21 protein-coding genes are annotated in these 24398 nt (G+C 43.5%); 15 read left to right on the top strand and 6 right to left on the bottom strand.

All coding sequences use genetic code 11. From position 1 onward, the window contains the following. Positions 1-5: 5 nt before the first annotated feature. The 3 genes from mnmA (at position 6) to D2U88_RS05475 (ending at position 2726) form a co-directional block, all read left to right on the top strand. Entirely contained in the window at positions 6-1196 is a 1191-nt protein-coding gene (gene mnmA, locus D2U88_RS05465) for a tRNA 2-thiouridine(34) synthase MnmA (RefSeq protein ID WP_119639300.1), read from the top strand. Between the two features lie 65 nt (positions 1197-1261). Then, the gene (locus tag D2U88_RS05470; RefSeq protein WP_119639301.1) at positions 1262-2203 is read left to right on the top strand and encodes an NAD(P)H-dependent flavin oxidoreductase; all 942 of its coding nucleotides are present in this window, start codon (positions 1262-1264) and stop codon (positions 2201-2203) included. A gap of 49 nt (positions 2204-2252) precedes the next feature. Next, on the top strand, positions 2253-2726 hold the full coding sequence (locus tag D2U88_RS05475; protein WP_182859108.1) for a YfiM family lipoprotein: 474 nt from the start codon (positions 2253-2255) through the stop codon (positions 2724-2726). On the opposite strand, the gene D2U88_RS05480 is transcribed toward D2U88_RS05475, so the two are convergent. The 6 genes from D2U88_RS05480 to D2U88_RS05505 are packed head-to-tail and all read right to left on the bottom strand — an operon-like array spanning position 2719 to position 8808. Then, a complete protein-coding gene (locus D2U88_RS05480) occupies positions 2719-4050 on the bottom strand; it encodes a DUF58 domain-containing protein (protein WP_119639302.1) in 1332 nt (443 codons plus the stop codon). The genes D2U88_RS05475 and D2U88_RS05480 overlap by 8 nt on opposite strands. A 1-nt stretch (position 4051) precedes the next feature. After that, complete coding sequence (locus tag D2U88_RS05485) at positions 4052-5035, bottom strand: AAA family ATPase (RefSeq protein ID WP_119639303.1); 984 nt, start codon at positions 5033-5035, stop codon at positions 4052-4054. Further along, the gene (locus D2U88_RS05490; protein ID WP_119639304.1) at positions 5022-6239 is read right to left on the bottom strand and encodes a DUF4350 domain-containing protein; all 1218 of its coding nucleotides are present in this window, start codon (positions 6237-6239) and stop codon (positions 5022-5024) included. The genes D2U88_RS05485 and D2U88_RS05490 overlap by 14 nt, the downstream gene beginning before the upstream one ends. Beyond that, entirely contained in the window at positions 6232-6966 is a 735-nt protein-coding gene (locus D2U88_RS05495; protein ID WP_119639305.1) for a DUF4129 domain-containing protein, read from the bottom strand. The genes D2U88_RS05490 and D2U88_RS05495 overlap by 8 nt, the downstream gene beginning before the upstream one ends. An 8-nt stretch (positions 6967-6974) precedes the next feature. Further along, positions 6975-7853 (bottom strand): hypothetical protein, encoded by an 879-nt coding sequence (locus D2U88_RS05500; RefSeq protein ID WP_119639306.1) that lies wholly within the window; start codon positions 7851-7853, stop codon positions 6975-6977. Continuing rightward, positions 7825-8808, bottom strand: coding sequence for a stage II sporulation protein M (locus D2U88_RS05505; RefSeq protein WP_119639307.1), 984 nt, complete (start codon positions 8806-8808; stop codon positions 7825-7827). The genes D2U88_RS05500 and D2U88_RS05505 overlap by 29 nt, the downstream gene beginning before the upstream one ends. 35 nt (positions 8809-8843) lie before the next feature. On the opposite strand from D2U88_RS05505, the gene D2U88_RS05510 reads away from it, so the two are divergent. The 12 genes from D2U88_RS05510 to D2U88_RS05565 form a co-directional block, all read left to right on the top strand. Then, positions 8844-9560 (top strand): RDD family protein, encoded by a 717-nt coding sequence (locus D2U88_RS05510; RefSeq protein ID WP_119639308.1) that lies wholly within the window; start codon positions 8844-8846, stop codon positions 9558-9560. A gap of 2 nt (positions 9561-9562) precedes the next feature. Continuing rightward, on the top strand, positions 9563-10174 hold the full coding sequence (locus tag D2U88_RS05515; RefSeq protein WP_119639309.1) for a trimeric intracellular cation channel family protein: 612 nt from the start codon (positions 9563-9565) through the stop codon (positions 10172-10174). Positions 10175-10363: 189 nt separating this feature from the next. Then, complete coding sequence (locus D2U88_RS05520) at positions 10364-11509, top strand: hypothetical protein (RefSeq protein WP_119639310.1); 1146 nt, start codon at positions 10364-10366, stop codon at positions 11507-11509. 12 nt (positions 11510-11521) lie between these two features. Then, a complete protein-coding gene (locus D2U88_RS05525) occupies positions 11522-12022 on the top strand; it encodes a DoxX family membrane protein (RefSeq protein ID WP_119639311.1) in 501 nt (166 codons plus the stop codon). A 10-nt stretch (positions 12023-12032) separates the two neighbouring features. Then, on the top strand, positions 12033-14687 hold the full coding sequence (locus tag D2U88_RS05530; protein ID WP_119639312.1) for a carboxypeptidase-like regulatory domain-containing protein: 2655 nt from the start codon (positions 12033-12035) through the stop codon (positions 14685-14687). A 160-nt stretch (positions 14688-14847) separates the two neighbouring features. Then, positions 14848-15420, top strand: a complete 573-nt coding sequence (locus D2U88_RS05535; RefSeq protein ID WP_119639313.1) for an RNA polymerase sigma factor — start codon at positions 14848-14850, stop codon at positions 15418-15420. 217 nt (positions 15421-15637) lie between these two features. Then, a complete protein-coding gene (locus D2U88_RS05540; protein ID WP_119639314.1) occupies positions 15638-16783 on the top strand; it encodes a FecR family protein in 1146 nt (381 codons plus the stop codon). Positions 16784-16944: 161 nt separating this feature from the next. Continuing rightward, positions 16945-20259 (top strand): TonB-dependent receptor, encoded by a 3315-nt coding sequence (locus D2U88_RS05545; RefSeq protein ID WP_182859109.1) that lies wholly within the window; start codon positions 16945-16947, stop codon positions 20257-20259. 10 nt (positions 20260-20269) lie between these two features. Further along, positions 20270-21901, top strand: a complete 1632-nt coding sequence (locus D2U88_RS05550) for a RagB/SusD family nutrient uptake outer membrane protein (protein WP_182859110.1) — start codon at positions 20270-20272, stop codon at positions 21899-21901. Between the two features lie 17 nt (positions 21902-21918). Then, a complete protein-coding gene (locus D2U88_RS05555) occupies positions 21919-22551 on the top strand; it encodes a NanQ anomerase/TabA/YiaL family protein (RefSeq protein ID WP_119639317.1) in 633 nt (210 codons plus the stop codon). Positions 22552-22612: 61 nt separating this feature from the next. After that, on the top strand, positions 22613-23578 hold the full coding sequence (locus D2U88_RS05560; RefSeq protein WP_119639318.1) for an RraA family protein: 966 nt from the start codon (positions 22613-22615) through the stop codon (positions 23576-23578). 158 nt (positions 23579-23736) lie between these two features. Then, positions 23737-24398 (top strand): bile acid:sodium symporter family protein (locus D2U88_RS05565; RefSeq protein WP_235855730.1); only part of this gene is annotated, 662 nt, incomplete at its 3' end.

Consider the following 24398-nt stretch of genomic DNA (forward strand, 5'->3'; position numbering starts at 1 on the left):
TTGCGATGAAAAAGGTTGTTGTAGGACTTTCGGGAGGAGTGGATTCCAGTGTGGCCGCATACCTGTTGAAAGAACAGGGATATGAGGTGATTGGCCTGTTCATGAAGAACTGGCATGACGATTCCGTGACCATTTCCGAGGAATGTCCGTGGTTGGAGGATAGCAATGATGCCCTTATCGTGGCCGAGAAATTGGGGATTCCTTTCCAAACGGTGGATTTGAGTGCTGAGTACAAGGAGCGTATCGTGGATTATATGTTCAACGAATATGAAAGAGGGCGCACCCCCAATCCTGATGTACTCTGCAATCGCGAGATCAAGTTCGATGTCTTTTTAAAGATTGCCCTACAATTGGGTGCCGACTATGTTGCAACGGGGCACTATTGCAGAAAAGGAATCATCCAAAATGAAGATGGCACCGAAACCTATCAACTGTTGGCAGGAAAGGATCCTAACAAGGACCAATCTTATTTTCTGTGTCAATTGTCTCAAGAGCAATTGTCCAAAACCTTGTTCCCGATTGGGGAATTGCTAAAACCTGAAGTTAGAAAGATCGCCGCTGAAAATAATTTGATTACCGCCGATAAAAAAGACTCCCAAGGATTGTGCTTTGTGGGCAAGGTGCACCTGCCCGACTTTTTGCAACAAAAACTGAAACCCAAAAAAGGGGTCATTGTAGAAGTGCCCAGTGATGCATCCCAATTTGCTTTAGTTGTTCCTGAGTTTCACAATGAAAAGGAGAAGTTGGCCTTTCAAGCCGAAAAACCCATTTTTTCTATGGAAGATGGCAAGGTAGTGGGAGAGCACCAAGGGGCCCATTATTTTACCATCGGGCAACGTAAGGGTCTGAACGTTGGGGGCACCAAAGAGCCTTTGTTCGTCATTGAAACCGATGTGGACAAGAACATCATTTATACAGGACAGGGCAAGACCCATCCCGGATTGTTCAGGAATACGCTTTTTGTGAAAGAGGATGAGCTGCATTGGGTACGTCCTGATCTAGCTTTGAAGGAAGATGAAACCATGGAGGTGATGGCTCGCATCCGTTACCGTCAGCCATTACAAAAAGCCACCCTCTACAAAGTAGGGAACGGACTGTACGTGGATTTCCAAGAAAAGCAATCCGCCATTACCGAGGGCCAATTTGTGGCTTGGTATGTAGGTGAGGAATTGGTGGGTTCTGGGGTAATATCGTAACCTTTCAAAAAGTGAACTGTTCGTCATTCTGAAACAAGTTCAGTTTGACAATTATTCAATATTTCATGCAAAACAAAATCACCCAACTTTTCGGAATACAATATCCTATCATTCAGGCCGGAATGGTCTGGGCCAGTGGCTGGCGTTTGGCCTCAGCGGTTTCCAATGCAGGCGGACTTGGCCTTTTGGGAGCCGGGAGTATGTATCCAGAAGTGTTGCGGGAGCATATCGAAAAATGTAAAAAGGCCACGGACAAACCTTTTGGGGTGAATGTGCCCATGCTATATCCTGACATTGATAAGTTGATGCGAATCATTGAAGATCAAGGGGTGAAAATCGTTTTTACCTCCGCAGGAAATCCAAAAACCTGGACGTCCTATTTGCAAGAAAATGGGATTACCGTGGTTCATGTAGTCAGCAGTGTCAAGTTTGCCCTGAAAGCTCAAGAAGCTGGGGTGGATGCTATCGTAGCTGAAGGTTTTGAGGCGGGAGGCCACAACGGTAGGGACGAGACCACCACCATGGTTCTTATTCCCTCGGTAAAGGAAAAAATAAGCATTCCTTTGATTGCTGCAGGAGGTATCGCAACAGGTAGGGCCATGTTGGCCGCTATGGTATTGGGTGCCGATGCAGTTCAAGTAGGTAGTCGATTTGTGGCCAGTCCCGAGGCATCGTCCCATGACTTGTTCAAGAAATGGGTGGTGGATGCCCAAGAAGGCGATACCCAACTCACCTTAAAAGAGCTGGCCCCGGTACGCTTGCTCAAAAACAAGTTCTACCAAGATGTGCAGGCGGCGTATGCCAAGGGAGCTTCCGTAGAGGATTTAAAAACCTTATTGGGAAGGGCTCGTGCCAAGCGTGGCATGTTCGAAGGGGACATGGAAGAAGGGGAGCTGGAAATCGGTCAAGTTTCCGGGTTGATACACGATATTAAACCCGCTGCCCAAATTGTGGCAGACCTAATGGCCGAATTCAATCAGGCTAAGACGGAAATTCAAGACTACTAGTATTTTACGGTCAAAGTTTCGGAAACTTTTAATACTTTTAGCGGGAGCAATGAGAACACTTATCCCCACACTAGTATTTTTTGTGCTCGCTTCCTATTGCCATGGGCAAGTGGAACGGGACAAAGCACTCCATTTTTTGGGTGGAAACCTTTTTGGACTGGCAGGAGCCGGAATCGCCAAACAAGCATCTGATGGTAATCGTATTTGGACTTTTGTAGGCTCTGTGGCCGGAAGTACCTTGATTGGATTGGCCAAGGAAACAGTGGATGCAGGTCAACGTGACAATGGCTGGGACAACGATGATTTGGCTGCTACCATCCTAGGAGGTGTTACCGTTGGGGTGACCATTGATCTTTTTGCGAAAAAAGATGACAACAAACGGTTACGGGGTAGATATTCCAGCCTGGAACGAAAGAAGAAAAAACGCAATGATTTTTCTTTAGAACCCCAATTTGTAGTGTTGGATGGGAAGTTGCCCAGTTTGAATACGCTTGGTCTTTCTTCAATGAGTTTGACTAAATAATCCCCCTCGCCTTTATTTCCAAGTATTTGTTGATGGTATTGATGGTCAGGTCTTCGGGCTTTGTCAAGATAGTCTGAATACCATGTTGTTGAAGTTCCCTTTGCATCAACTTTTTCTCCAAGTTGAATTTTTCTGCAATGGTCTTGTGGTAAATGGCCTGAAGGTCTTCGGCAGGATTGGTAATCAATGATTCCAACTCCGTGTTTTCAAAGAAAATGACCACCAGAACATGTTTTTTTGCAATGGCCGATAGGTAGGGCAATTGTCGTTTTAAGGCCGAGATATGCTCAAAATTGCTGTAAAGCAACAATAAACTCCGCTGGTTGATCTTTCTCTTGATGTGGGCGTACAACAATCCAAAATCGGAATCACTGAATTCTGTGGTAATGTTGTACAACTTTTCCAAGATCACATTCAGGTGCGAAATTTTCTGGACGGCCGGAACAAAGGTTTCGATGTTCTTGGAAAACGTGACCATCCCCGTTTTGTCGTTCCGCTTTAGCGCAACGTTGGAAAAAGCCAAGGTGGAGTTGATGGCGTAATCCAGCAGGCTGAGTCCGTTAAAGGGCATTTTCATGACCCTTCCCGTGTCGATAATGGAATAAATGGGCTGCGATCGTTCATCTTGGTATTGGTTCACCATCAAATGGTTTTTCTTGGCCGTAGCCTTCCAGTTTAGGGTCCTTACATCATCCCCTTTGATGTATTCCTTGATCTGTTCAAACTCTTGCGTATGCCCGATCCGTCTGATTTTCTTCAACCCGAATTGGGTCAATTTGTTACTCATGGCCAAAAAGTCGTACTGCTGCATCTGAATGATGGACGGGTACACAGGAACCATTTGGTCTTTTTGGAAGACAAACCTCCTTCTTGCAATCTGGAGGGGGGAGGAAGCGTATAGATTCAAGTTTCCGAACACATATTCGCCCCGTTCCACAGGCCTGACCGAATAGTTGTACAGAAAAGCATCTCCCCTTGAAAGCGTTGTCCTGTATTCAAAATCGCGCTTTTGGAACTGAATGGGCAGTTCATCAATAATGGATAAGGAAACCTTGAACGGATATCTGCTTTTCAGTTGAATTTCCAAGACATTCTGGTCGCTGTTGGATAATTTCTTGGGTAGGTTCCTTGATCCTTCTATAGCATTTGGGGTAGTATAGAGTAGATAGAGGTCTAATACAAAAAGGGCGACCAACAAATAGGTCAAGATCCAAGCTATGGGATAAATAACAGGTAGCCAAAAGGATAGAACGAAGCAGGCCACCAAAAATGCCAGGTACCAAAAGAGTTTGTTGTGTATGTAAAACGATTTCAAAAACCGCATGTTATCTGGGGATTTCCACGGATTCCATGATCATGTGCACCACATTTTCAGTGGTCATACCTTCCATTTCCCTCTCTGGGGTCAAGATAACCCTGTGGTTGAGCACAGGTACCAAAGCCTTTTTCACATCTTCGGGAATGACAAAATCCCTTCCCGCCATGGCAGCGAATGCTTTGGCCGCCGTTAAGGTGGCAATGGAAGCCCTAGGAGATGCCCCAAGGTACAAATGCGGATGGTTTCGGGTACTCGCAATGATGTTGGCAATGTAGTCCATGATCTTTTTCTCCACAATCACTTCATGGATGTTCTTTTTGAACTCTACCAGTTTTTGGGGCGTGAGTACAGGTTTGATGGTATCCTGTGGTTTTTCCCCTTTCCGTTCGTGATGGGTTTGGATAATCTGTATTTCCTCTTCCACGGAGGGATAATTTACCTTGATTTTGAATAAGAAACGGTCCAATTGGGCTTCAGGTAGGGCATAGGTGCCTTCTTGTTCAATCGGGTTTTGGGTGGCAAGGACCATAAAAGGCTCGTCCATTTTGTAGGTAGTGCCATCAATGGTGGCCTGACGTTCTTCCATGGTCTCAAAAAGGGCGGCTTGCGTTTTAGCGGGTGCCCGGTTGATTTCATCAATTAGGATGATATTGGAAAAGATGGGACCCTTTTTAAAATCGAATTCCGATGTCTTCATGTTGAAGACGGACGTTCCCAAAATATCACTGGGCATAAGGTCCGGGGTAAATTGGATCCTACTAAAATTTGTTTTTAAGGTTTTGGCGAACAGTTTTGCCGTGATGGTCTTGGCGATTCCGGGAACACCCTCGATCAAGGCATGGCCATCTGCCAAAATGGAAACGATAAGGAGTTCCACAAAATCTTTTTGCCCTACGATCACTTGGGCCAGTTCCGCTTTTATCTGTTCAACGGTGTTCCTAAGTTCTTCCAAGGGTACGCGGTTGTCAAAGTTTAGATCATTGTTTTCCATCTACGTGTGCTTTAAATGCTTCTATTTTTTTGTTGAGGTCCTGTAGCTCCATATCGGTGATTTGGGACTTGGACTGTAATTTTTCTATCAATCGGAACAAGGCTTCCACATCTTCCAAACTATTGTTGCTCCGCACTGCCAATGTCCTCAAAAACGATGTGTCCAGTTGTTGGGTGGGCAAATGCAGTCTTGTTCTAATGTATTCCAAAAAATATGCAATCTTATGTTGGGTAATCTGTTGCTGTTCCTTGTTTTCGTAATACATGTTCGCAATGGTGCGCGTAAAGGCCAAAGTCTGATTTTTTAAAGGGGTTACCACGGGTATGGCCCTTTGCTTGCGCTTTCCTTCAAAGATCACATAGATCAAAGCTCCTATCAACGCCAAATAATAGGCCCATTTAAATTCTTTGGTGTTCAAAAAGAGATATATGGGTGAGGTGTAGAACGATTTACCAGATTTGTGGAAGTTATCCATCAAAATGGGTCCTTCCGTACCTAAGTAAGACAATAATCCGGCCGTGTAGTTCCTGTTTTCATCCTTTAGGATGAAGTAATTGGTAAAAGCCTTCGGAAAGGTGGACAAAATAATTTCACCTTCCCCAAAGGGTTGTTTGATCATATTGATATGCTTTTCAATAACATCCGTACTGTCGGAATGCACATACACTTCCCCAAGGACCACCGTGTTCAACGTATCAATCTTATCAAAGACCATGGTGTAATAATCTTTTTCAAAAGTAACGGTCTTGCCCTTTAGGCTTGGGTTCACCAGTTGATGATAAAAGTGGGGTTTTAACTCACTTTCATTGTAAAGGCTGGTTTGCTCCAGGTTTAAGGTATCCAACAAGCGTCCCTCAAAACTGCTCGATGCAATAAAAACCGAATTTCCCTTGGATGTCCAATCCAATAGGGCGTTGAGTTCGGCTTCTTCAAAGGTGATGGACTCGTTCACAAAAAAATAGGTGCCCTGTACGGTGTCGTTTCGGGTAAGCAACTCAAAAGGAGGCTTGTGGATCTGAGAAAGTCGCGACGGAAAAAAATCTTCCATCAGTTCATTCAGAACATAGGTGCCATAAGGAATTTTGTGGTGGGACACATACGATGGAAACCAATTGATCTGTTTGGGTTTGTTGTACTCCAACAGAAATATGCCTCCAATGGCAATGATGGCAATCAGTAGGTATGTCCAACCTTTTTTAACCATGGGAGCCAATGGAATTTTTAAGTGACACAAATACCTCTTCTACCTTGGAATACCTGTCTTGATCAATCTGGAACTCCCCGTACCAAATATAATCGTAGAGTAATGTAGCCCGGTTAAACTGCTGTTTTAGGGGACTGCCCGAAAGTTCATTGCTATAATCGTCGTTCGTTTTTTGTCGCTGCCATGCGATCATTTCACGTTCCGACAATAATTTCAGAATAAACAGATAATAGTACCTCACTGCCAACCGGTAGTTTTTTTCGGCCAAGGCCTCCTTGATCAATTGTTGGATATCCTCGGTTTTGATGATGCGTTCTTCCTCGGATAGGATGACCATGTTCGGATTTTTTTCATTGTAGATCAAGGAACGTGTGTTTGCCTTGATGAAAAAACGTATCACCAAATACAAAAAAATGGCCAATAGGAGATACGGCAATATTTTTAGGAAGATGGCAAGGTAGCCACCTGCATTTTCCACGCCAAAAATCCATTTAAAAAAACTGCGGATGATGTTGTAGAACCAATTCGTCACAGCATCCCACCAGGTACTTTTCGGTTCCGCTACCTCATAGTTGAACGCGTCATCGTTTAAAAATTGTTGAAGGTCGTCCTCTGAAATTTCCAGGGGTTGCATCTCAGTGCTATCGTACCGTACAATGGAATCGTTCTGGGCAAAAAGGATTGTCCAGTTTAACAGAACCAAGAGTATGGTCAATAGGTTTCGCATAAAACAGCTTAAGATTTACCGATGTTATCGATGCGCTCAAAGGCACCGGTAAAATTTTTCTTTTCGTTGAGGTTGAAGAAAATCATGGAAGTGGTCACCAAAAAAATGATGTTCATAAGGAACTGGACCAATGTGCTCAAAATATTCAACAGTAAATAGATAGGGTCATTGAAAATATTCATGTTCTCTACGTCCATTTCACCGGAAAAAATGCCCATCTTCACCCACATGTAGATAATGGCCGGCATACTTAAGGCATACGAAGCGATTGCCACAATGATGTACACCACGAACAAGGTGGCAAAGGTGATCCACCAATTGTCCTTGATCAAGGTAAAGCTATAGTTATAGGATTCAATGACATCTTTTTTTAGGAATACCAGAATAGCGAAGGAAATGGATAGGGGTACGGCCAAATAAATACCGGGTACAAAACAGAACAAGGCACCGATTACAACTGAAAGGCCCACAAGAATCCCCAAGCCGATCAAAGACCAAAAGGAACCATAAACCCCGGAACGAATTTCATCATACACAATTTCACCCTTATGTTCTATATACGATTTGATATAATGCAACACGGCACCCTGCGCCAGAACATAAGCAGCAATGGAACTCAACATAAGGGCTCCGATGGCCACAAGCATTATGAAAGGCGAAAAGCTGTTTCCTGAATAGGAATTTACATTCGCAAAGTTGAAAATATCCCCAACGGTATACATGTAAAACCCCATGGAAATCAACATGGCCACAATATAGGGCCCCACAATTTTCAACAAGGTCCCAAAGAAAGGTTTGTACTGGTTACGGATGAATCCCAAAGAATCGGAGAGGATCTCGCCCAATTCCCTTTGCTTTTTAAATTCGATGTATTTCGGCGTTTGCATATTGGTTTTTCTTTTTGATTTGGATTGGATATATGATGTAATAAAAAATAATCAAGGTCAAGGAAGCCAAAATAATGATGATGGCCAACCAGTCGGGCATTTCGGTATGGCGGGTCACAAAACCTTCCAAAAATCCTGCAATAATAAAAAAAGGAACCGTGCTGATCATGATCTTGAGTCCGTTCTTCACCCCTCGTTTAAACGATTCCAACCTTGTAAAAGTGCCTGGAAAAAGCATTCCGTTGGCCAGGACCAATCCGGCACATCCTGCAATGATGATGACCGAAATTTCAATGGTGCCATGTATCCAAATGGTTCGTGCAGACTCCCACAACAATCCCTTTTCATAAAAGAAATATTGAAAACTGCCCAACATGATTCCATTTTGGAGGAGGACCATCAAGGTGCCTATCCCCAAAAAAATACCATAGGCAAAGGCATATATGGCCACTTTAATGTTGTTGATGGTAATGCCAAGGAACATATTGAATTCCCCTTGTTGTTTGTATACCGCCATGGGGTCGCCCTTTTCAATGTTCTCCAAGGTCATGTTCACATAACCGTTCCCCAAAATGGATCGTACAAAATCCCCTTCGTTGGCTGCTGAAAAGGCTCCCACTACCGCAAAAAAAGTGAATACCAAGAAAGAGATCAGCAACTCCCGATGATGTTGGTAAAACATACTCGGAAATTCGGTTTTCCAAAAACTTACAATACGGTTCTTGGATTCCCGTTTGGTCTTATAGATTTTTTGATGCGCCTGCGAGGCAAGGGAATTTAAATAATACTGGGTATTGCTGTTCGGATAAAAGGTTTTGGCATAGCTAAGGTGGTCGGTGATTTCGATGTATAGATCGGAAAGCTTATCAGGGTGAAGCCGGCCTTTATTGTTCAAGACATTTTCAAAAGCAGCCCATTTGTCCTTATTTTGCTTTACAAAAGCGGCCTCTCGCATTAAATCTTTAGGTTTATGAGTAAAGAAACTAAAATATGGAACAATTTCAAATAGAAACGGCCCAAAATATAACGATCGACCAAAACACCTCAAATTTGGGAGAACGCATGCTGGCTTATATCATTGACAGCTTCATTATTGGGGTCTATGTTATTCTCATGTTCATATTCCTGCTTTCTTTGGACATAGAGCCGGCCGATCAATGGGCGTTCTATTTGATTATGGGACTACCGGCCTTTTTTTATTATCTGCTATTCGAGACCTTGTCCGATGGAAAAACAATAGGTAAGGGAATCATGTCACTCCGCGTGGTAATGTTGGACGGATCAAAACCCAGTTTTGCCAATTATTTTGTAAGATGGGTATTGCGGATCATTGATGTGACCATGACCTCGGGAGGAGGGGCCGTTTTAACTATTCTGATCCGTGGAAAGGGGCAACGCATAGGGGACATTGCTGCAGGTACCACGGTCATCAGCGAGAAAAAAAAGGTCTCCCTGAACGATACCTTATTGCGGGAACTTCCTTTGGATTATAAGCCACAGTTTCCACAGGTAACTGTTTTTAAGGACAATGAAGTGCAGACCATCAAGGAACTTTATGATAGTGCCAAAAGGAATGGTGATCATAACATCATTGTTTCTTTGGATAAGCGAATCAAGGAAGTTACGGGTATACAGACCACGCTACACCCTATTGATTTTGTGGATGTTGTGTTGAAAGATTATAATTTTTACACCCAAAAGATGTAAGCATGCTCTATCAGACTATTGATATTTTGGGCACGGTGGCCTTTGCCATTTCTGGGGTTTTGGTGGCCATGGAAAAACGTTTGGATCTTTTTGGTGTATTGATCATTGCTTTTGTCACCTCCATTGGTGGGGGTACCTTACGGGACCTGCTTATTGGGAACACTCCGGTGGTATGGATGCGTGATCTTACCTATGTGACCACTATTTTCATAACCGTGGTATTTGCCATCATTTTTGTAAACCAACTCAAGTATCTTAGAAAGTCATTGTTCTTGTTCGATACCATCGGGATTGGACTCTACACTATGTTAGGAGTGGAAAAGGGTCTTGAAGCTGAGTTACTCCCGATCATATGCATTTTTTTGGGAACCATGACCGCTTGTTTTGGAGGGGTTATCCGCGACATCCTTTGCAATGAAATCCCGGTGATTTTCAGAAAGGAAATTTATGCCACGGCCTGTATTTTGGGAGGTGCCAGTTACTTTTTGTTCATGGCTCTTTCCTTAAAGGAAAGTTATGCCTACATAGCTGCCATTTTAGTGGTTATCACCTTAAGGTTGATGGCCGTTCGGTTTGGCATCAGCTTGCCCAATATCTACAAATACCGAGGCTAAAGCAGGCCAACGGTAATTTTTCAACAATAGTGGTTAATTCTTGATTAATCTGATTAACCCTTTGTTAAGCTTTATTACTTTTCCATTAGCCACACCCAACTGGGTATAATTCTACTTTGGCTCTCATCAGGAGTAGTGGGTATATTTTTTATCGTTCACTACTGAGCAAACCAATCAACTAAACAAATTATGAGAGCAACACAATCACTGACTATTTTATGTTTTATCGTGACCTCTTTTCTTGGATCGCAAATGGCCCGGGCACAGGGGTGCGTGGCCATTAGGCATTTCTCTTCCTGTGTGGGCACCACCTTGGAGAACAATTTATTGGGGGCAGGGGATATCCAAATTGGATCCAATTATCGCTATTTCAAGTCGTTCCGACATTTTCGTGGAACGGAGGAAGAACCAGATCGGGTAGCTAATGAAACCGAAGTTATCAACCATTCCCATTCATGGGATTTCTTCCTCACCTATGGCGTTACCGATAGGTTGTACGCCAGTATCACTATTCCGACCGTTATCAATACACGTTCCTCCCTATACGAACATGGTAGGGATGAAAGGCATACCACCTTTTCCCGTGGCTTGGCCGATATCCGGGTAGGGATGGGATATTGGGTGTTTGATCCGGTGAAGCACATGAACGGTAATTTGGCATTGGGCTTGGGGCTTAAATTGCCCACAGGGAGCTACAACGCTTCCGATATCTTTTATAACGTTGGCCCTGAAGGAAGCCCCCAGGTGAGGCCGGTTGATCAAAGTATACAACCTGGCGATGGTGGTTTCGGGATTACGGTGGATTTTCAGTTCTACCAAAAAATTGCCGAAAGGTTTTTTGCCTATGGAGGTGGATTTTATCTCATCAATCCTAGGGAAACCAATGGTACAAGAACTTTTAGGGAAACTTTGAGTCCCATTTTACAGAATGAGGCCATTATGGCCGTTCCGGACCAATTTTCATTACGCGCAGGGGTAAGCCATGCTTTTGGAGCCAACTTCTCTGGTTCCTTGGGGGCAAGATATGAGGGTGTTCCCGTGAAAGATCTTATCGGGGGCAACAAAGGTTTCAGAAGACCTGGAAATGTCCTTTCCATAGATCCGGGTATTGCTTTTATGAAGAACAATTTTTCACTGAATCTTAATGTTCCTTTTGCGGTCAGAAGAGAGCGCCCGCAAAGTGTAACGGACAAAGAAACCGAAGAAATGACAGGGGAACCTAGGAATGGGGATGCCGCTTTCGCGGATTATTTGATCAATGTGGGGATTTCCTACCGCTTTGGGAGCAAGAAAGTTAAAGTAGATCCAGAATTGATGGACGAGTTCAAGAATTAAACCTATCTCAATATGAAAGGAATTACTAAGAACGGTCTTTTGCCTATTTCCTTGGGTATGGTATATCTATGGTTCGGCGCACTGAAGTTTTTTCCAGACCTGAGTCCGGCAGAGAGTTTGGCTAAAAGTACTATGAACGTACTCACCTTTGGCCTGGTTCCCGATTCAATTTCCATTATATTGCTGGCAATTTGGGAAACATGTGTAGGGGTACTTTTAATTTTCAATCTCTATCGAAGAACAGCTGCTTTTCTGGCCTTGGTCCATATACTTTTCACGTTCACACCTTTGGTGTTTTTTCCGGATGAGGTGTTCAACGAGGGACCATTGGTACTAACGCTTCTCGGACAGTATATCATAAAGAATCTTGTCATTGTTGCCGCGTTGCTATCCATTTTGGATGTGGATGTAAGGGTATTGTTTAGGACAGTTTTATGGAAAAGAAGGATTCCAAGGTCCACTAACATGCCAAGTTTCGGATTCATAGAAGAAAAACAAATCAAAAATAATTGACCATTTAAAAATGACCTTAAAACAAAAACTGCCCTTCTCAACCTTTACAGTTCTCTTTGCACTATTCTCCAATTTTTTATCCTTTTCACAGACCAAATTTACCGGTAAAGTAGTCGATGCTTCAGATGGACAACCTCTTATGGGAGCCCAAATTATTGTGGCACCTAGTGGAAAGGGAACCCTTACAGATGATTTTGGAAGGTTTGGGATACTGGCGGGCCGTGAAGACAATGCAATTGTAGTAAAGTACTTGGGATATGAAGATGTGGAAATATCAATTTCTTCGTCGACTACGGATTTGGGCACTATTGAAATTACCAGGTCCAATACTACTTTGGATGAGGTCATTGTAAGCGCATCTCCCAAGAATTTTAAAACAGACTTTGTTGGTAGTAACTTTCGGATAAACCCGGTAACCCTGCAAAACATAAATCCGTTGAGTACTGAAGAAGTTTTGCGGACAATTCCCGGGGTGAACATTGTAGGAGATATGGGATTGTCCAACAGGCCCAATATCAGCATCAGGGGATCCTGGGGGAGACGATCTAAGAAAGTGTTGCTCATGGAAGATGGTACCCCATCGGCACCGGCACCTTATATTGCTCCTGGAGCCTATTATAATCCGGTGAGTGACCGAATCACCTCCATTGAAGTGTACAAAGGAGCCGATTTGTTGAAGTATGGCCCCAACAATATGTACGGTGCCGTGAACTATATTACGGCATTGCCTCCCCAGAAACCCACTTTGCGTTTAAAGTTGACGGGCGGTCAGCGAAATTATACTTCAGGGTTGTTTTCCTATGGCGGCACTTGGAACCAAATAGGGGGTTTGGTAGAAGGGGTATACAAAAAATTTGATGGGTTTACCGATAATTCCTCCGTGGAGATTCTGAACTTGAACGCCAAAATATTTGCCCAGCTCTCCGAAGACCAATCCTTGTATTTTAAAGTGAGTGGACAGTTCGAGGATAACCAGGCCTCATTAAGTTCCCAAACACCATTTACGTTCGAGACGGACTATACCCAGAACCCTTTGGATGCCGATCAGTTTACCATGAGAAGGTATGGAGTGGACATCATACACAAATGGCTGCCCCATGAAAACCTGAGCTTTACCACAAAAGTATATGCCTCCGATTTTGAAAGGGACTGGTGGCGACAGGTAACGGCGAAAGTGAAGGCCTCCGAGGTTCAGGATTATGTGGGGGATGACATTTTTGCTGACCGATATGGTTATTTGGCAGGAAAAACATTTGGGGACGAGGATTATGTGATCGTGGGTCGAGTTCAGAACGGACGGGAAAGTACCACGGATAGCCGATGGATATACAGGGTTTCTGGTATCAAGGAAACGATTAAGGCCAAATGGGAAGCGTTTAATGCACCCAGTGAATTTGAGGCCAGCGTTAATTTGCACCGTGAAACTTTTAAGGATGTGTTCCTACAGGCCGATAGTTCCCGTTGGGCCAGAAATGGAAGGACCACAACAGATCTCTGGTACCGGCTTTGGTCCGCAAACGGATATGTTAGGAACGAGTTCCATTTTGGAAACCTGTCTGCAATTCCCATCCTACGGTTTGAGCATGTGGACATGTATCGCCAAAACTTGTTGGCCTTGGCCCAAGATCCAGATTTACAAAGTACTTCAGAAGGCAGGGAGCCCAATGTTTATGATCAATTCTTGCCTGGGTTGACCTTGAGCCATGCATACGGTAATGGAGAGTTCTATGGCAGTGTTTACGAAGGTATGATAGCCCCATCCAAGGTGTTTGGATTCTTGGTGGAGCAGAATGGCGTGGTCACCAATCCGTTGGCGGGTCAGAGTATTAACATTGACCCAGAACTGAGTTGGAACAAGGAAGTGGGATGGCGCGGTAGCTTGCTTAAAAATTGTATCCAAGGTCAGTTGACCTACTTCCACAATGCCAGTAGAAATTTTTATGCAGGAGGGAGAAACGAGGTGTTCAGCGAGTTGGGCAAAATCAACGTACAAGGTATCGAAATGGCCATCAATGCAGAACTGTTCAATAAAAATGGCCACCAATTACATTTTCTTGGAAACGTGACCTATATGCAATCCAAGGTAAAAGAGGGGCGGTTGGAAGATAAAGATCTCTTCTCCCAAGTGATCCATAGCGCGGCAACGCAGAACGAATACATCAACAAAGTGAACGCAAACCGTGATGCCTTTGAAATCTATGTGGATGAAGGTGGGGGTGAAACCTTGTTGACGGACACTACCATCGATGCCGCCGACTTTGCCAACATTACCAAAAGCGTAATCACCTTCGGTGACGGTGGACTTTCTGATACCGAAGCACCCTATACACCTAAAATAAACATGAGTCTTGGTCTGAACTACGATTGGAAGGGATTATCCAGTGGGTTCAATGTGCATCATGTAGGGAAACAGTACACGGAGTTCCACAATTTTGTAAATGAGTCTGCGGATGGTGCCATTGGGGAATTACCATCTTACACCACTGTGGATGCCTTTGTCAATTATGATTTTAACATTGGACAAAAGGTTGATGCCACCGTTTTTGTAAATGGAAAGAACATTACTGATGATGTGTACAGGGCCTCCAGGTTGAACCGGGCCACTTCGGGAATCTTTGCCGGTGGATTTCGCCAAATCATCTTTGGTGTCAATCTAAAGATTTGATGCCACATCGCACGTATGGAAGAGTTGATTCAGGGTATTTTTATCTACAAAAACGTTTTCGTAGAAGTTTGAATTATTTTTAATATGTAGGAATATTATTATCAAATTGTTATTATTTAAATAAAATAATTAGATTTATGTCAACTTCAACCAAACACCAATGCCAGAAAACGATCAAGAACTGCTCTCGCGGTTACAAAACGATGATGAAGTTGCCTATAAATGGATATATTCCAGGTATGCGGAAAAGCTGTTCCTGTATGCAATGAATATCTTGAAGCATCAGGAAATCTGCGAGGACATTATTCAAAATGTTTTTATCCAACTTTGGGAGAAGAGAAAGGAAAACAATATTACCCATTTAAAACCTTATCTCTATCAATCGGTCAAGTTTCAGGTATTTAAATCGTTCCGAAATCAACACTTTAAACAGGAAGACCTGACCCGATTGAATTTGGTTGACGCATCCTTAAATGCTTCCCGCCAAATTGAGTTTGATGAATTGGAGTCCTTGATCAACAGTTTGGTCGATAAGCTCACCCCAAAATGTCGGGAAATTTTTATCATGAGCCGGTTCGAGGAAAAATCCAACAAACAGATTGCGGAAGAGTTGGGCATGTCCATACAGACCGTTAAGAACCAAGTAAGCAAGGCCATCAAAAAATTGAGGGAACAAATGACACAGGAACAGATCGTCATTTACCCCATCATTATCTTCATGCTTACCCTATAAGCAGCGCTCGTACATTCATTCTCATTTTTTCTTTCTTCAAATAGGTTAATATCTACTGTGTAAATTCAGAATAATTGACCGGTGTATTTGCGATTGATATGGTTTTGTTTGAATAAAATTATCAAATCATCAAAAAAAAGTTAAAATTGAGTAGTACTCTTTAAGCTGTTTTGGTACTTAGGTATTAGAGGGGATAACTACCCGTAATGGCGAAAGCATGAAATACCTAAACAAAAAACAGGCCCAATCCTTATTTGAAAAGTATCTAAAGGGTGAATGTTCACCAGAGGAAGAAAGGCTTTTGGAAACCTTTTTGGACTCCTACCAAGACGATTCCAAAATATGGACCGATTGGGGCTTTGACGCCTCAAAGAAGCAAGAGATTTGGGATAAAATAAAGCAACAGACCGGTAATGAGAAGAAATACGCTATCGGTAGGGTATACCATCATGATTGGATAAAATATGCCGCTGTAGTGGTGGGAATAACCTTGGTTTCCTTGTTCTATTTTAAAAATTCAACAGCTGAAGGCCATCTTTTGCCTGTTGATGAAGAAATGGTGGTACTTCAAACTGGTGAAGGCAAAAATAATTTGAGTGAGAACTCGGCCGGTGATATTTTGGATAAGGATGGTAAGGTCATTGCTTCCCAAGAAGGGGGAGTGCTCAGCTACAAAAAGAATTCCTTATCAAAAGAATTGGTTTACAACGAAATAAATGTTCCCAAGGGAAAAACGTTCAAACTGGTACTTTCGGATGGTACCCAAGTGTATCTGAACGCAGGCACAAACCTGCGATTTCCGATCAGCTTTGTCCCCGGAAATCTAAGAGAAGTGTTTTTGGAAGGGGAAGCCTATTTTGAGGTGACGAGGGACGAAGAAAATCCTTTCGTGGTACAGTCCAATGATATGCAGGTCAAGGTTCTGGGCACTCACTTTAACGTGAGTTCCTATGAAGGGTCCGAGCAACATGCGGTATTGGTTGAAGGTAGTGTTTCAGTGAGCCACCAAGGTAGTTCCATGGAAATATCGGAGCCATTGGTTATAAAACCCGGTCAAAAAGCTTCCTTGGTACCTGAGGGATTGGATGTTAAGGAAGTTGATGCGGGGGATTATATAGCCTGGACCCAGGATATACTCATCTTCAATGATGAATCCTTCCCGGAAATCATTAAAAAAATAGAGCGTAGGTATAATGTTGAGATACAGAACAATTATACCGAACTGACCTCCGCACGTTTCAATGGTAAGTTCAATGAAGAGTCCATTATAGACCTCATGAACACCTTTAAGGAAAGTGCCAATTTTGATTATCAGATCAACGACGGAAAAATTATTATAAACAAAAAGGAAAGCGGCCTATGATAAAATGCACATAAACAAAAATCGGGAAGTGCGGCAACACTTCCCGACAAGGATTGATTTTAAATAGAAATGTTACTAACTAATCAAAACCATTCAAAATTATGCAAAAAATAGATTGGTTTCCCTCGATATTGGGAAATATTCTAAACAAGAACCGGACTATGAAGCTCTCATTTGTTCTTTTGGTATTCGCTCTTTTAAATGTAAATGCAAATTCATTCTCACAAAATACCAAAATAGATTTAGATATAGAAAATGAGACGGTACAAAGCGTACTTGAAAAAATTGAGTCCAAAAGCAGCTACAAATTTTTCTATAAAAGTGGAGAGATAAACGAGAATCGGAAGATATCGTTAAAAGTGAAGAACAAGAAAGTTGCAGATATCCTCGAGATGATCTTCAATGGGCAACCCGTAATCTACTCCATGGTCAAGAACCAAATTGTTTTAAAAAGAACATCGGACAAACCCAAAAGTAAGGATGCCGAGGAGAACAAGGAAAAGAGGAATATTCCCTTGGCCATACCTGTGCAATATACGGTAAGCGGGACCATTACAGATAACCAAGGGGTTCCCATTCCCGGGGCCAATGTTGTGGAAAAGGGGACCACCAACGGTGTGGCGGCGGATTTCGATGGCAACTATTCCCTTCAGGTTTCCGGTCCCGAATCCATTTTGGTTTTTACTTCCATTGGGTTTGCCAGTCAAGAAATAACGGTTGGCCAATCCACCACGATAGACGTTGTCATGTTGGAGGACTCTCAGGCACTCGATGAGGTCGTGGTCGTGGGTTATGGTACCCAAAAGCGTAGAGATATAACAGGTTCCGTTGCTTCGGTCGACACCGAAGATATAGCGGATATTCCCATGACATCCATTGAAGGTGGTATGGTTGGTCGGATCCCTGGATTGGATGTTGTGGCGTCCGGTACGGGACCCGGAGCATCCGCCCAGTTGCAGTTAAGGGGACAACGTTCCTTTACGGCAACCAATGATCCATTGATCATTCTGGATGGCTCGCCCTATTATGGGACATTGAACGACATCAACCCGTATGATATTGAAAGTGTGGATGTTTTAAAGGATGCCTCATCCACTGCTATTTATGGTGCAAGGGGAGCCAATGGTGTTATCATCATCACTACAAAAAGGGGAACCACGGGAGCCCCAAGGTTCATTTTTGAAAGTTATGCGGGCCCTATCATGGCCTATGGGACCATTCCCTATGCCAATGGACCACAATATGCTGAAATTGCCAGGGAGGCGTATAGGGCCATCGGTGGGTATCCTGAAGGAGGGACAAGCGACGAATACGATGAGATCATATTCGATGAGATTGAAATTGAGAGTCTCAGGGAAGGTGGCAATGGACTGAATTATCAGGACATGCTCTACCAACATGGTCTTCAACAGAAACACCAGCTTACGGTAAGCGGGGGATCGGATAAGGTGAAATATAATTTTTCCGGGAATTATTTTAAACAAGAAGGTATAATTCCAGGAGAGGTCTTTGACCGTTATAGCATCAGGACAAACTTGGATTTTACGTTTTCCCCTATTTTTAGTGGAGGAGCGTCCATATTGTTAAACCATTCATACAACAAGAGAAAATCAAGTGCTGCCCTGTTCCAGGCGTTTCAATCAAGCCCTTTGGGAAAATTGTACGAGGATGATGGCACTCCCAGATTTACGGCAACTGCTGATGGTCTTTTGCTGAACCCACTGGCAGATTTCATTTATGATTCTTATAGATGGGATAACAAAAGTTGGGGCGCCGTTCTGAACGTTTTTGCAGAGGCCAAGATCACTCCTGATTTGACCTACAGGTTGAATCTGGGAACCAATTTTAATCTGAGGACCATAAAAGAATCCGCAGGGTACTATTCGTTGGCAAGAAACCTGGGAACGCCAACTGCGGACATTAACAACTCAGTGGATAACCTGTTATTGTACGAAAGTGTGCTCACCTATAACAAGCAGTTCAATGAAAAACATCAGCTAACCTTAACGGCAATTCAAGGGTTCCAATCCACAAGGGTGGAGACCAGTGGTGCAGGTGTTAGTGACCTTCCTTATGAGGAATCCAGATACCACAATTTGGGAAGCGCTACATTGGTTAATTCAGTAAGTTCCAACCTTATAGAAACCGATCTGTTGTCATACGCAGGTAGGGTGTTCTATGGATATGATAGCAAATACCTGTTAACCTTGTCCATTAGGGCGGATGGTGCCTCCCAATTCTCACCGGACCACAAATGGGGATATTTCCCTTCTGCTGCCTTTGCCTATAGGGTTTCGAGTGAGAAATTTATGAAAGGTACCCAGAATTGGTTGGATGACCTAAAGTTGAGATTGAGCTATGGGGTTACCGGTAACCAAGGTATCAGCCCGTACCAAACCCAGGGCGGTGTTACCAGAAGCGCTTATTCATGGAACGAGGAGCCAGGTTTTGGGTACTATCCAACAGAATTGGAGAACAGGGACCTTAAATGGGAAACAACTGCAGTTTACAATTTCGGTCTTGATTTCAGGCTGTTCAAAGGAAGGTTGTCAGGTACTGTTGACATATACAACACAAATACCTATGATCTTCTTATGTATCGAAAACTCCCTATTACATCTGGGTACGATCAAGTGTTGCAGAATGTAGGGAAGACCAAGAACAAAGGTTTGGAGCTTTCCTTGAATTCGGTAAACGTAGCAGGGGAAGACTTTAACTGGCAGACCAATCTAACTTTCTTTAAGAACAACACGGAGATTGAAGAACTGTATAACGGTAAAGTGGACGACGTAGGGAACAGATGGTTCATTGGGGAACCTATAGAAGTGTTCTACGATTACAAGAAGATTGGAATATGGCAGCAAAACGAAAGCGCTGAAGCCGCAAGTTATGGTGAGGAACCCGGCCAAATAAAAGTGTTGGATGTGGACAATGATGGAGCCATTACCGATGCGGATAGAATGGTATTGGGAAGCGCACAGCCAGATTTTGTGAGCAATATTACCAACACCTTCAAATACAAGAACTTTGATCTTTCTTTCCAGACCTATATCAGGTGGGGCGGTATGACGGCAATTGAAGCATTCGCTCCCTTTGCCAAGAAGAGGTATAACAAGTTGGTGTTTGATTATTGGACCCCGACCAACCCTACAAATAATTACCCAAGACCCAATCAATTGTACGAGGGAAGTGGCCTATACGGTAGCACCCTAAGATATAGGGATGCCAGTTTGATCAGTCTACGACAGATATCGTTGGGATACCGATTCCCACAATCGCTGTTGGACAAGACGCCATTTACCGGTTTAAGACTTTACCTATCCGGTGAGAACCTGGCATATTGGACAAAATCTGAACTAAGGGATTTTAACATGAAACCAGACCTGAACGGATCTATAGGGGATGATGGTACCAGGACCATTTCCTCTTATCCTGCAACAAGGACTATGATTCTAGGTATTAATGTTCAATTTTAAAATTTTGGTTATGAAAATGCTTATCAATAAAATTACATTATGTGTTGTTGCCGCCATATTCTTATGTGGTTGCTCAACGGATATTCTGGATGAGGAGAAAATAGTGTCCCCACCGGTCAATTCCTACTTCAAGACAGAAAAGGGTTATAAGGATTTGGTGAACTCCAACTATACCTTTACCCGAAGTCTGTTTGCTGGGGGAAATAATTTTGCACCACTCGTTTTCTTCGGAACCGATCTTTGGACCAACGGATCCGATGGAACATTCATAGAGTTCAATGCCTATAATTCTGGAATACAGCCGGCCAATCCGGTTCTGTGGAATCTTTGGTCCCCCTTTTACCAAGGCATTGCGGCCTGCAATACCGCAATTTCAAGGGCAGGTGAAGTTGAGGAGATGACACAAAGTGAAGTGAACCAAAAAGTGGCTGAATCCTATTTTCTTCGGGCTTGGTACTATCATATTTTGGTGATGCACTTCGGGGGCTTACCACTTATCACAGAAGAGGTTACTGAAGTAGTCACTACGGCCACTAGGGCTTCGGAAGCTGAAGTGTATGCCCAGATTGTGTCCGATTTGGTTTTTGCTGAACAAAACCTTCCTGAAACACAGGAAGAATTTGGAAGGGTAACAAAAGCGGCGGCACAGGCTTTATTGGCAAGGGTGTATCTGACTCTTGGTCAAAATGACAAGGCTGCTGAATTTGCCGAAAAAGTGATCAACGACCATGGATTGGCCCTATTGGATGATTATTCGAGATTATGGGATGTGGACAACAGGGAGAATTCCGAGGTAATTTGGTCCATTCAATTCTCGCAAGACCAGCGTTTGAATGGAAGTGGAAACGCATACTTTCTATACTTTACTCCAAGATACGACCTGCAACCCGGGATGACCCGAGCACTCGAGAATGACCGTCCATGGCCAAGGTTTGTGGCAACCCGTTACTACTTTGATCTATTGGCTTCCAATCGGGAGAACGATTCCAGATTTGCAAAGTCGTGGAAAACAGCTTGGATTGCCAACAATGAGTCAACCCTACCGGCCAACATGCAGATTGGCGATACCGCATTTATCTATGTTCCATGGGACGTTCCGGATGATGAAGAAGCAGTGTTGGAACAAAAATATGGGGTTTTTGACATCAATGATTTGTATGATGGGGAAAACCCAATAGGTTCCAGGGAATTGTTTCCACACATGAGAAAGTACAAAGATCCATTAAGGCCATCCATCAACAGTGGGGTAGGCACAAAGAACGTCATAGAGATTCGTTTGGCCGAAATGTACTTGATTGCAGCAGAAGCCTACATGAAACTTGGGAATTTACCAGAGGCTGTGGAACATATCAATACCATCAGGCATCGGGCTGCTTGGCCAGGAAAGGAAACGGCTATGGAAATCACCGAGGATCAACTGGACATAGACTTCATCTTGGATGAAAGGGCATTGGAACTGGGAGCTGAGAGACTTAGATGGGCCGACTTGAAAAGGACAGGTAAGTTGATAGAAAGGGTGCAGTTGTACAATACCTTGGGCAGGGGCAACATCGAACAAAAACATTTGCTCCGCCCTATTCCCAGCAACATGATAGACCGTCTTACCAATCGGGACGATTTTGAACAAAACCCAGGATATTAATCAGTAAAGACAAGATCATGGGAATTTTACATAAACTCTTGGTAAAAAGGGCAGGTCTGCTATTGCTGTTAGTATGCTGTGCCATAGGTGCAAACGCACAAAATACGGAGACACCGTGCAACAAGGAGAGCATTGCCAAATGGTATAAAAGCAAGGCTTGGTTGAACGGGGTAAAACTGAAGCCCCACAAATCCATAAACATGGAGGAACTGGCACGCCAATATTGCAGTAATCCAGATTGGTGGAACAAGGCATTTGAATTTCTGGCATCACACGATCTTGAAACATTGGAGCCCGGAAGGTATGTCATTGATGAAGGTAATGTAACCGCATTTGTTTCCGAGGGCCCTACCAAGGACATTTCGGAAATTAACTGGGAAACCCATCAAAACTTCAACGATTTGCAATATGTGGCCAAAGGGAAGGCCGGTATGGGGGTCGCTTCATTGAAGAATTCCAAATACACTTCAACAGCGGCCTACGACCCCAAACGGGATGTGGAGAATTACAATGTGGAAAATGGGAAGTTCTATGTGGGCAAGCCCGGAACATTCTTCATTTTCTCTCCAAAGGAGATTCACCGCCCGGCATTTAGGGAAAAGGGTCATGATACTATCAAGAAGGTTTTGATCAAGGTTAGGGTCCCATAAATCCTAGAAAAACAAAATTTGAAAAATGAATCTAATAAGGCATTAATTAAAATAAAACATTATGAAAAAAGCATTTATGTCATGTATAGCCATTGTATGTACCGTTATGGGTCTACAATCGCAAAATGTTGTCTGGCAACCAGAAACGATCAAAGCGTTGACTTCTGAATGGACAGGGGAGAGGACTTCGGACGGAAGGCCCAAAGTATCGGATGAGCTACTGGAGCGCCTAAAGGCATTGTCAATGGAAGAAGTATGGGGAAATTTAAAAAGAAATGGCTACAGCAACCAATTTGAGAATTTTGCCAGTACTTACGAGAATGGATGGGAAATTCTGCATCCGGACCAAGTCATGACCGGTCGTGTGGTAACGGCCCAATTCATGCCTTTCCGTAAAGACTTTGATACCTACATCCAGAAGCAGGCGGAAAAGGAAGGCACCAAAACCCCTGTGACCAATTATGCGCCCATTATCAAGTTAATGGATGGGGATGTCTATGTGGCGGATAGCTATGGTAAAATGATTGATGGAACATTGATCGGTGACAACTTGGGCAATGCCATCTACAAAGCAGGAAAACGAGGTGTCATTTTCAATGGATCTGTTCGCGATGTGGAAGGCCTTTCACAAATTGAAGGGTTCAATGCGTGGATTCGGGGTTCTGATCCATCGGCCATCAAAGAAATGATGATAGAATCGGTAAATGGTCCTATTCGAATAGGAAGGGTTACCGTATTGCCTGGTGATGTGGTCTTGGCCAAATCCACAGGGGTAAGTTTCATTCCCGCCCATTTGGTTCAACAAGTGGTCATTTCAGGAGAATATACTGCCCTTCGCGATGAGTTCAACAGGTTCTGTATGCGTACGAATAAATATGAGTATGTCAATGAAAGATTTGTGGTGGACGATGCGGTTTTTGAAAAAGATTTCAAGGAGTGGTTGGACAAATATCCAAACCTACCAATGCCTAAAAAGGAATTGGATGCCTTCTTGAAAGAGCGGGAAGAAAAAAGAAGTGGCAATTGACCCTTGGGAAACCTTTAATCAAAAGTAAAAACTAACGTTGCTGCCTTGGAGAAGCAAGTTGGTAACCTAAAAACTATATTTTGAAAAATTGGAACATATATAAATCCAGTTTGGTGCTGGCGGCAATATCACTTTTACTTTTTGTGATAATGGTGTTTATGGGCAACCTTTCGTCGGCAGGCGTTCCCTTAGTAGTTTTCTTTCTTTTGCTGGGTATAGGCTTCAATGGTTTTGCCTCTCTCAAAGGCTATACCTTTGCGGCCCTTATCTTTGGCGGGGTAGCACTGTCTTTGTACTGGCCCCAATATTTTGTACGGATAGGGGACTTTAAGCTGACGGGGTTGATCATCCCATTGATCCAGATCATCATGTTCGGGATGGGGACCTCCATGAGCATCAAGGATTTCGCTGGGATCATCAAATCCCCAAAAGGGGTATTGGTGGGCGTGACCGCGCAGTTGGCCATCATGCCGATCATCGGTTATGTTCTGGCCAATATCAGTGGTTTTACCCCGGAGATTGCCGCGGGAATCGTTTTGATCGGTTGCTCGCCAAGCGGGGTCGCCTCCAATGTGATGGCCTACCTGGCCAAGGCCAACCTGGCCCTTTCCATTACCATCACCTCCATTGCCACGCTGTTGGCGCCTTTTGTCACCCCCTTGTTGATGAAGCTGTTGGCCGGTCAGTTCGTGGAGATCGATGTGTTGACCATGATGTGGAGCATCACCAAGATGATCATTTTGCCCATCGGTGCCGGATTGCTGTTCAATTATTTGTTGCACGGCAAGACCAAATGGTTGGATGATATCATGCCGATGCT

This window comes from Flagellimonas aequoris (assembly GCF_003584165.1).
Taxonomy (GTDB): domain Bacteria; phylum Bacteroidota; class Bacteroidia; order Flavobacteriales; family Flavobacteriaceae; genus Flagellimonas; species Flagellimonas aequoris.

Excerpts from the sequence above, each read along its gene's own strand:
- D2U88_RS05520 (WP_119639310.1), top strand. The coding sequence starts at position 10,364 with ATGAGAGCAACACAATCACTGACTATTTTATGTTTTATCGTGACCTCT.
- D2U88_RS05515 (WP_119639309.1), top strand. The coding sequence starts at position 9,563 with ATGCTCTATCAGACTATTGATATTTTGGGCACGGTGGCCTTTGCCATT.
- D2U88_RS05510 (WP_119639308.1), top strand. The coding sequence starts at position 8,844 with ATGGAACAATTTCAAATAGAAACGGCCCAAAATATAACGATCGACCAA.
- D2U88_RS05560 (WP_119639318.1), top strand. The coding sequence starts at position 22,613 with ATGAAAAAAGCATTTATGTCATGTATAGCCATTGTATGTACCGTTATG.
- D2U88_RS05530 (WP_119639312.1), top strand. The coding sequence starts at position 12,033 with ATGACCTTAAAACAAAAACTGCCCTTCTCAACCTTTACAGTTCTCTTT.
- mnmA (WP_119639300.1), top strand. The coding sequence starts at position 6 with ATGAAAAAGGTTGTTGTAGGACTTTCGGGAGGAGTGGATTCCAGTGTG.
- D2U88_RS05550 (WP_182859110.1), top strand. The coding sequence starts at position 20,270 with ATGAAAATGCTTATCAATAAAATTACATTATGTGTTGTTGCCGCCATA.
- D2U88_RS05525 (WP_119639311.1), top strand. The coding sequence starts at position 11,522 with ATGAAAGGAATTACTAAGAACGGTCTTTTGCCTATTTCCTTGGGTATG.
- D2U88_RS05470 (WP_119639301.1), top strand. The coding sequence starts at position 1,262 with ATGCAAAACAAAATCACCCAACTTTTCGGAATACAATATCCTATCATT.
- D2U88_RS05535 (WP_119639313.1), top strand. The coding sequence starts at position 14,848 with ATGCCAGAAAACGATCAAGAACTGCTCTCGCGGTTACAAAACGATGAT.
- D2U88_RS05500 (WP_119639306.1), bottom strand. The coding sequence starts at position 7,853 with ATGCAAACGCCGAAATACATCGAATTTAAAAAGCAAAGGGAATTGGGC.
- D2U88_RS05505 (WP_119639307.1), bottom strand. The coding sequence starts at position 8,808 with ATGCGAGAGGCCGCTTTTGTAAAGCAAAATAAGGACAAATGGGCTGCT.
- D2U88_RS05490 (WP_119639304.1), bottom strand. The coding sequence starts at position 6,239 with ATGGTTAAAAAAGGTTGGACATACCTACTGATTGCCATCATTGCCATT.
- D2U88_RS05540 (WP_119639314.1), top strand. The coding sequence starts at position 15,638 with ATGAAATACCTAAACAAAAAACAGGCCCAATCCTTATTTGAAAAGTAT.
- D2U88_RS05555 (WP_119639317.1), top strand. The coding sequence starts at position 21,919 with ATGGGAATTTTACATAAACTCTTGGTAAAAAGGGCAGGTCTGCTATTG.
- D2U88_RS05475 (WP_182859108.1), top strand. The coding sequence starts at position 2,253 with ATGAGAACACTTATCCCCACACTAGTATTTTTTGTGCTCGCTTCCTAT.
- D2U88_RS05495 (WP_119639305.1), bottom strand. The coding sequence starts at position 6,966 with ATGCGAAACCTATTGACCATACTCTTGGTTCTGTTAAACTGGACAATC.
- D2U88_RS05485 (WP_119639303.1), bottom strand. The coding sequence starts at position 5,035 with ATGGAAAACAATGATCTAAACTTTGACAACCGCGTACCCTTGGAAGAA.
- D2U88_RS05545 (WP_182859109.1), top strand. The coding sequence starts at position 16,945 with ATGAAGCTCTCATTTGTTCTTTTGGTATTCGCTCTTTTAAATGTAAAT.
- D2U88_RS05480 (WP_119639302.1), bottom strand. The coding sequence starts at position 4,050 with ATGCGGTTTTTGAAATCGTTTTACATACACAACAAACTCTTTTGGTAC.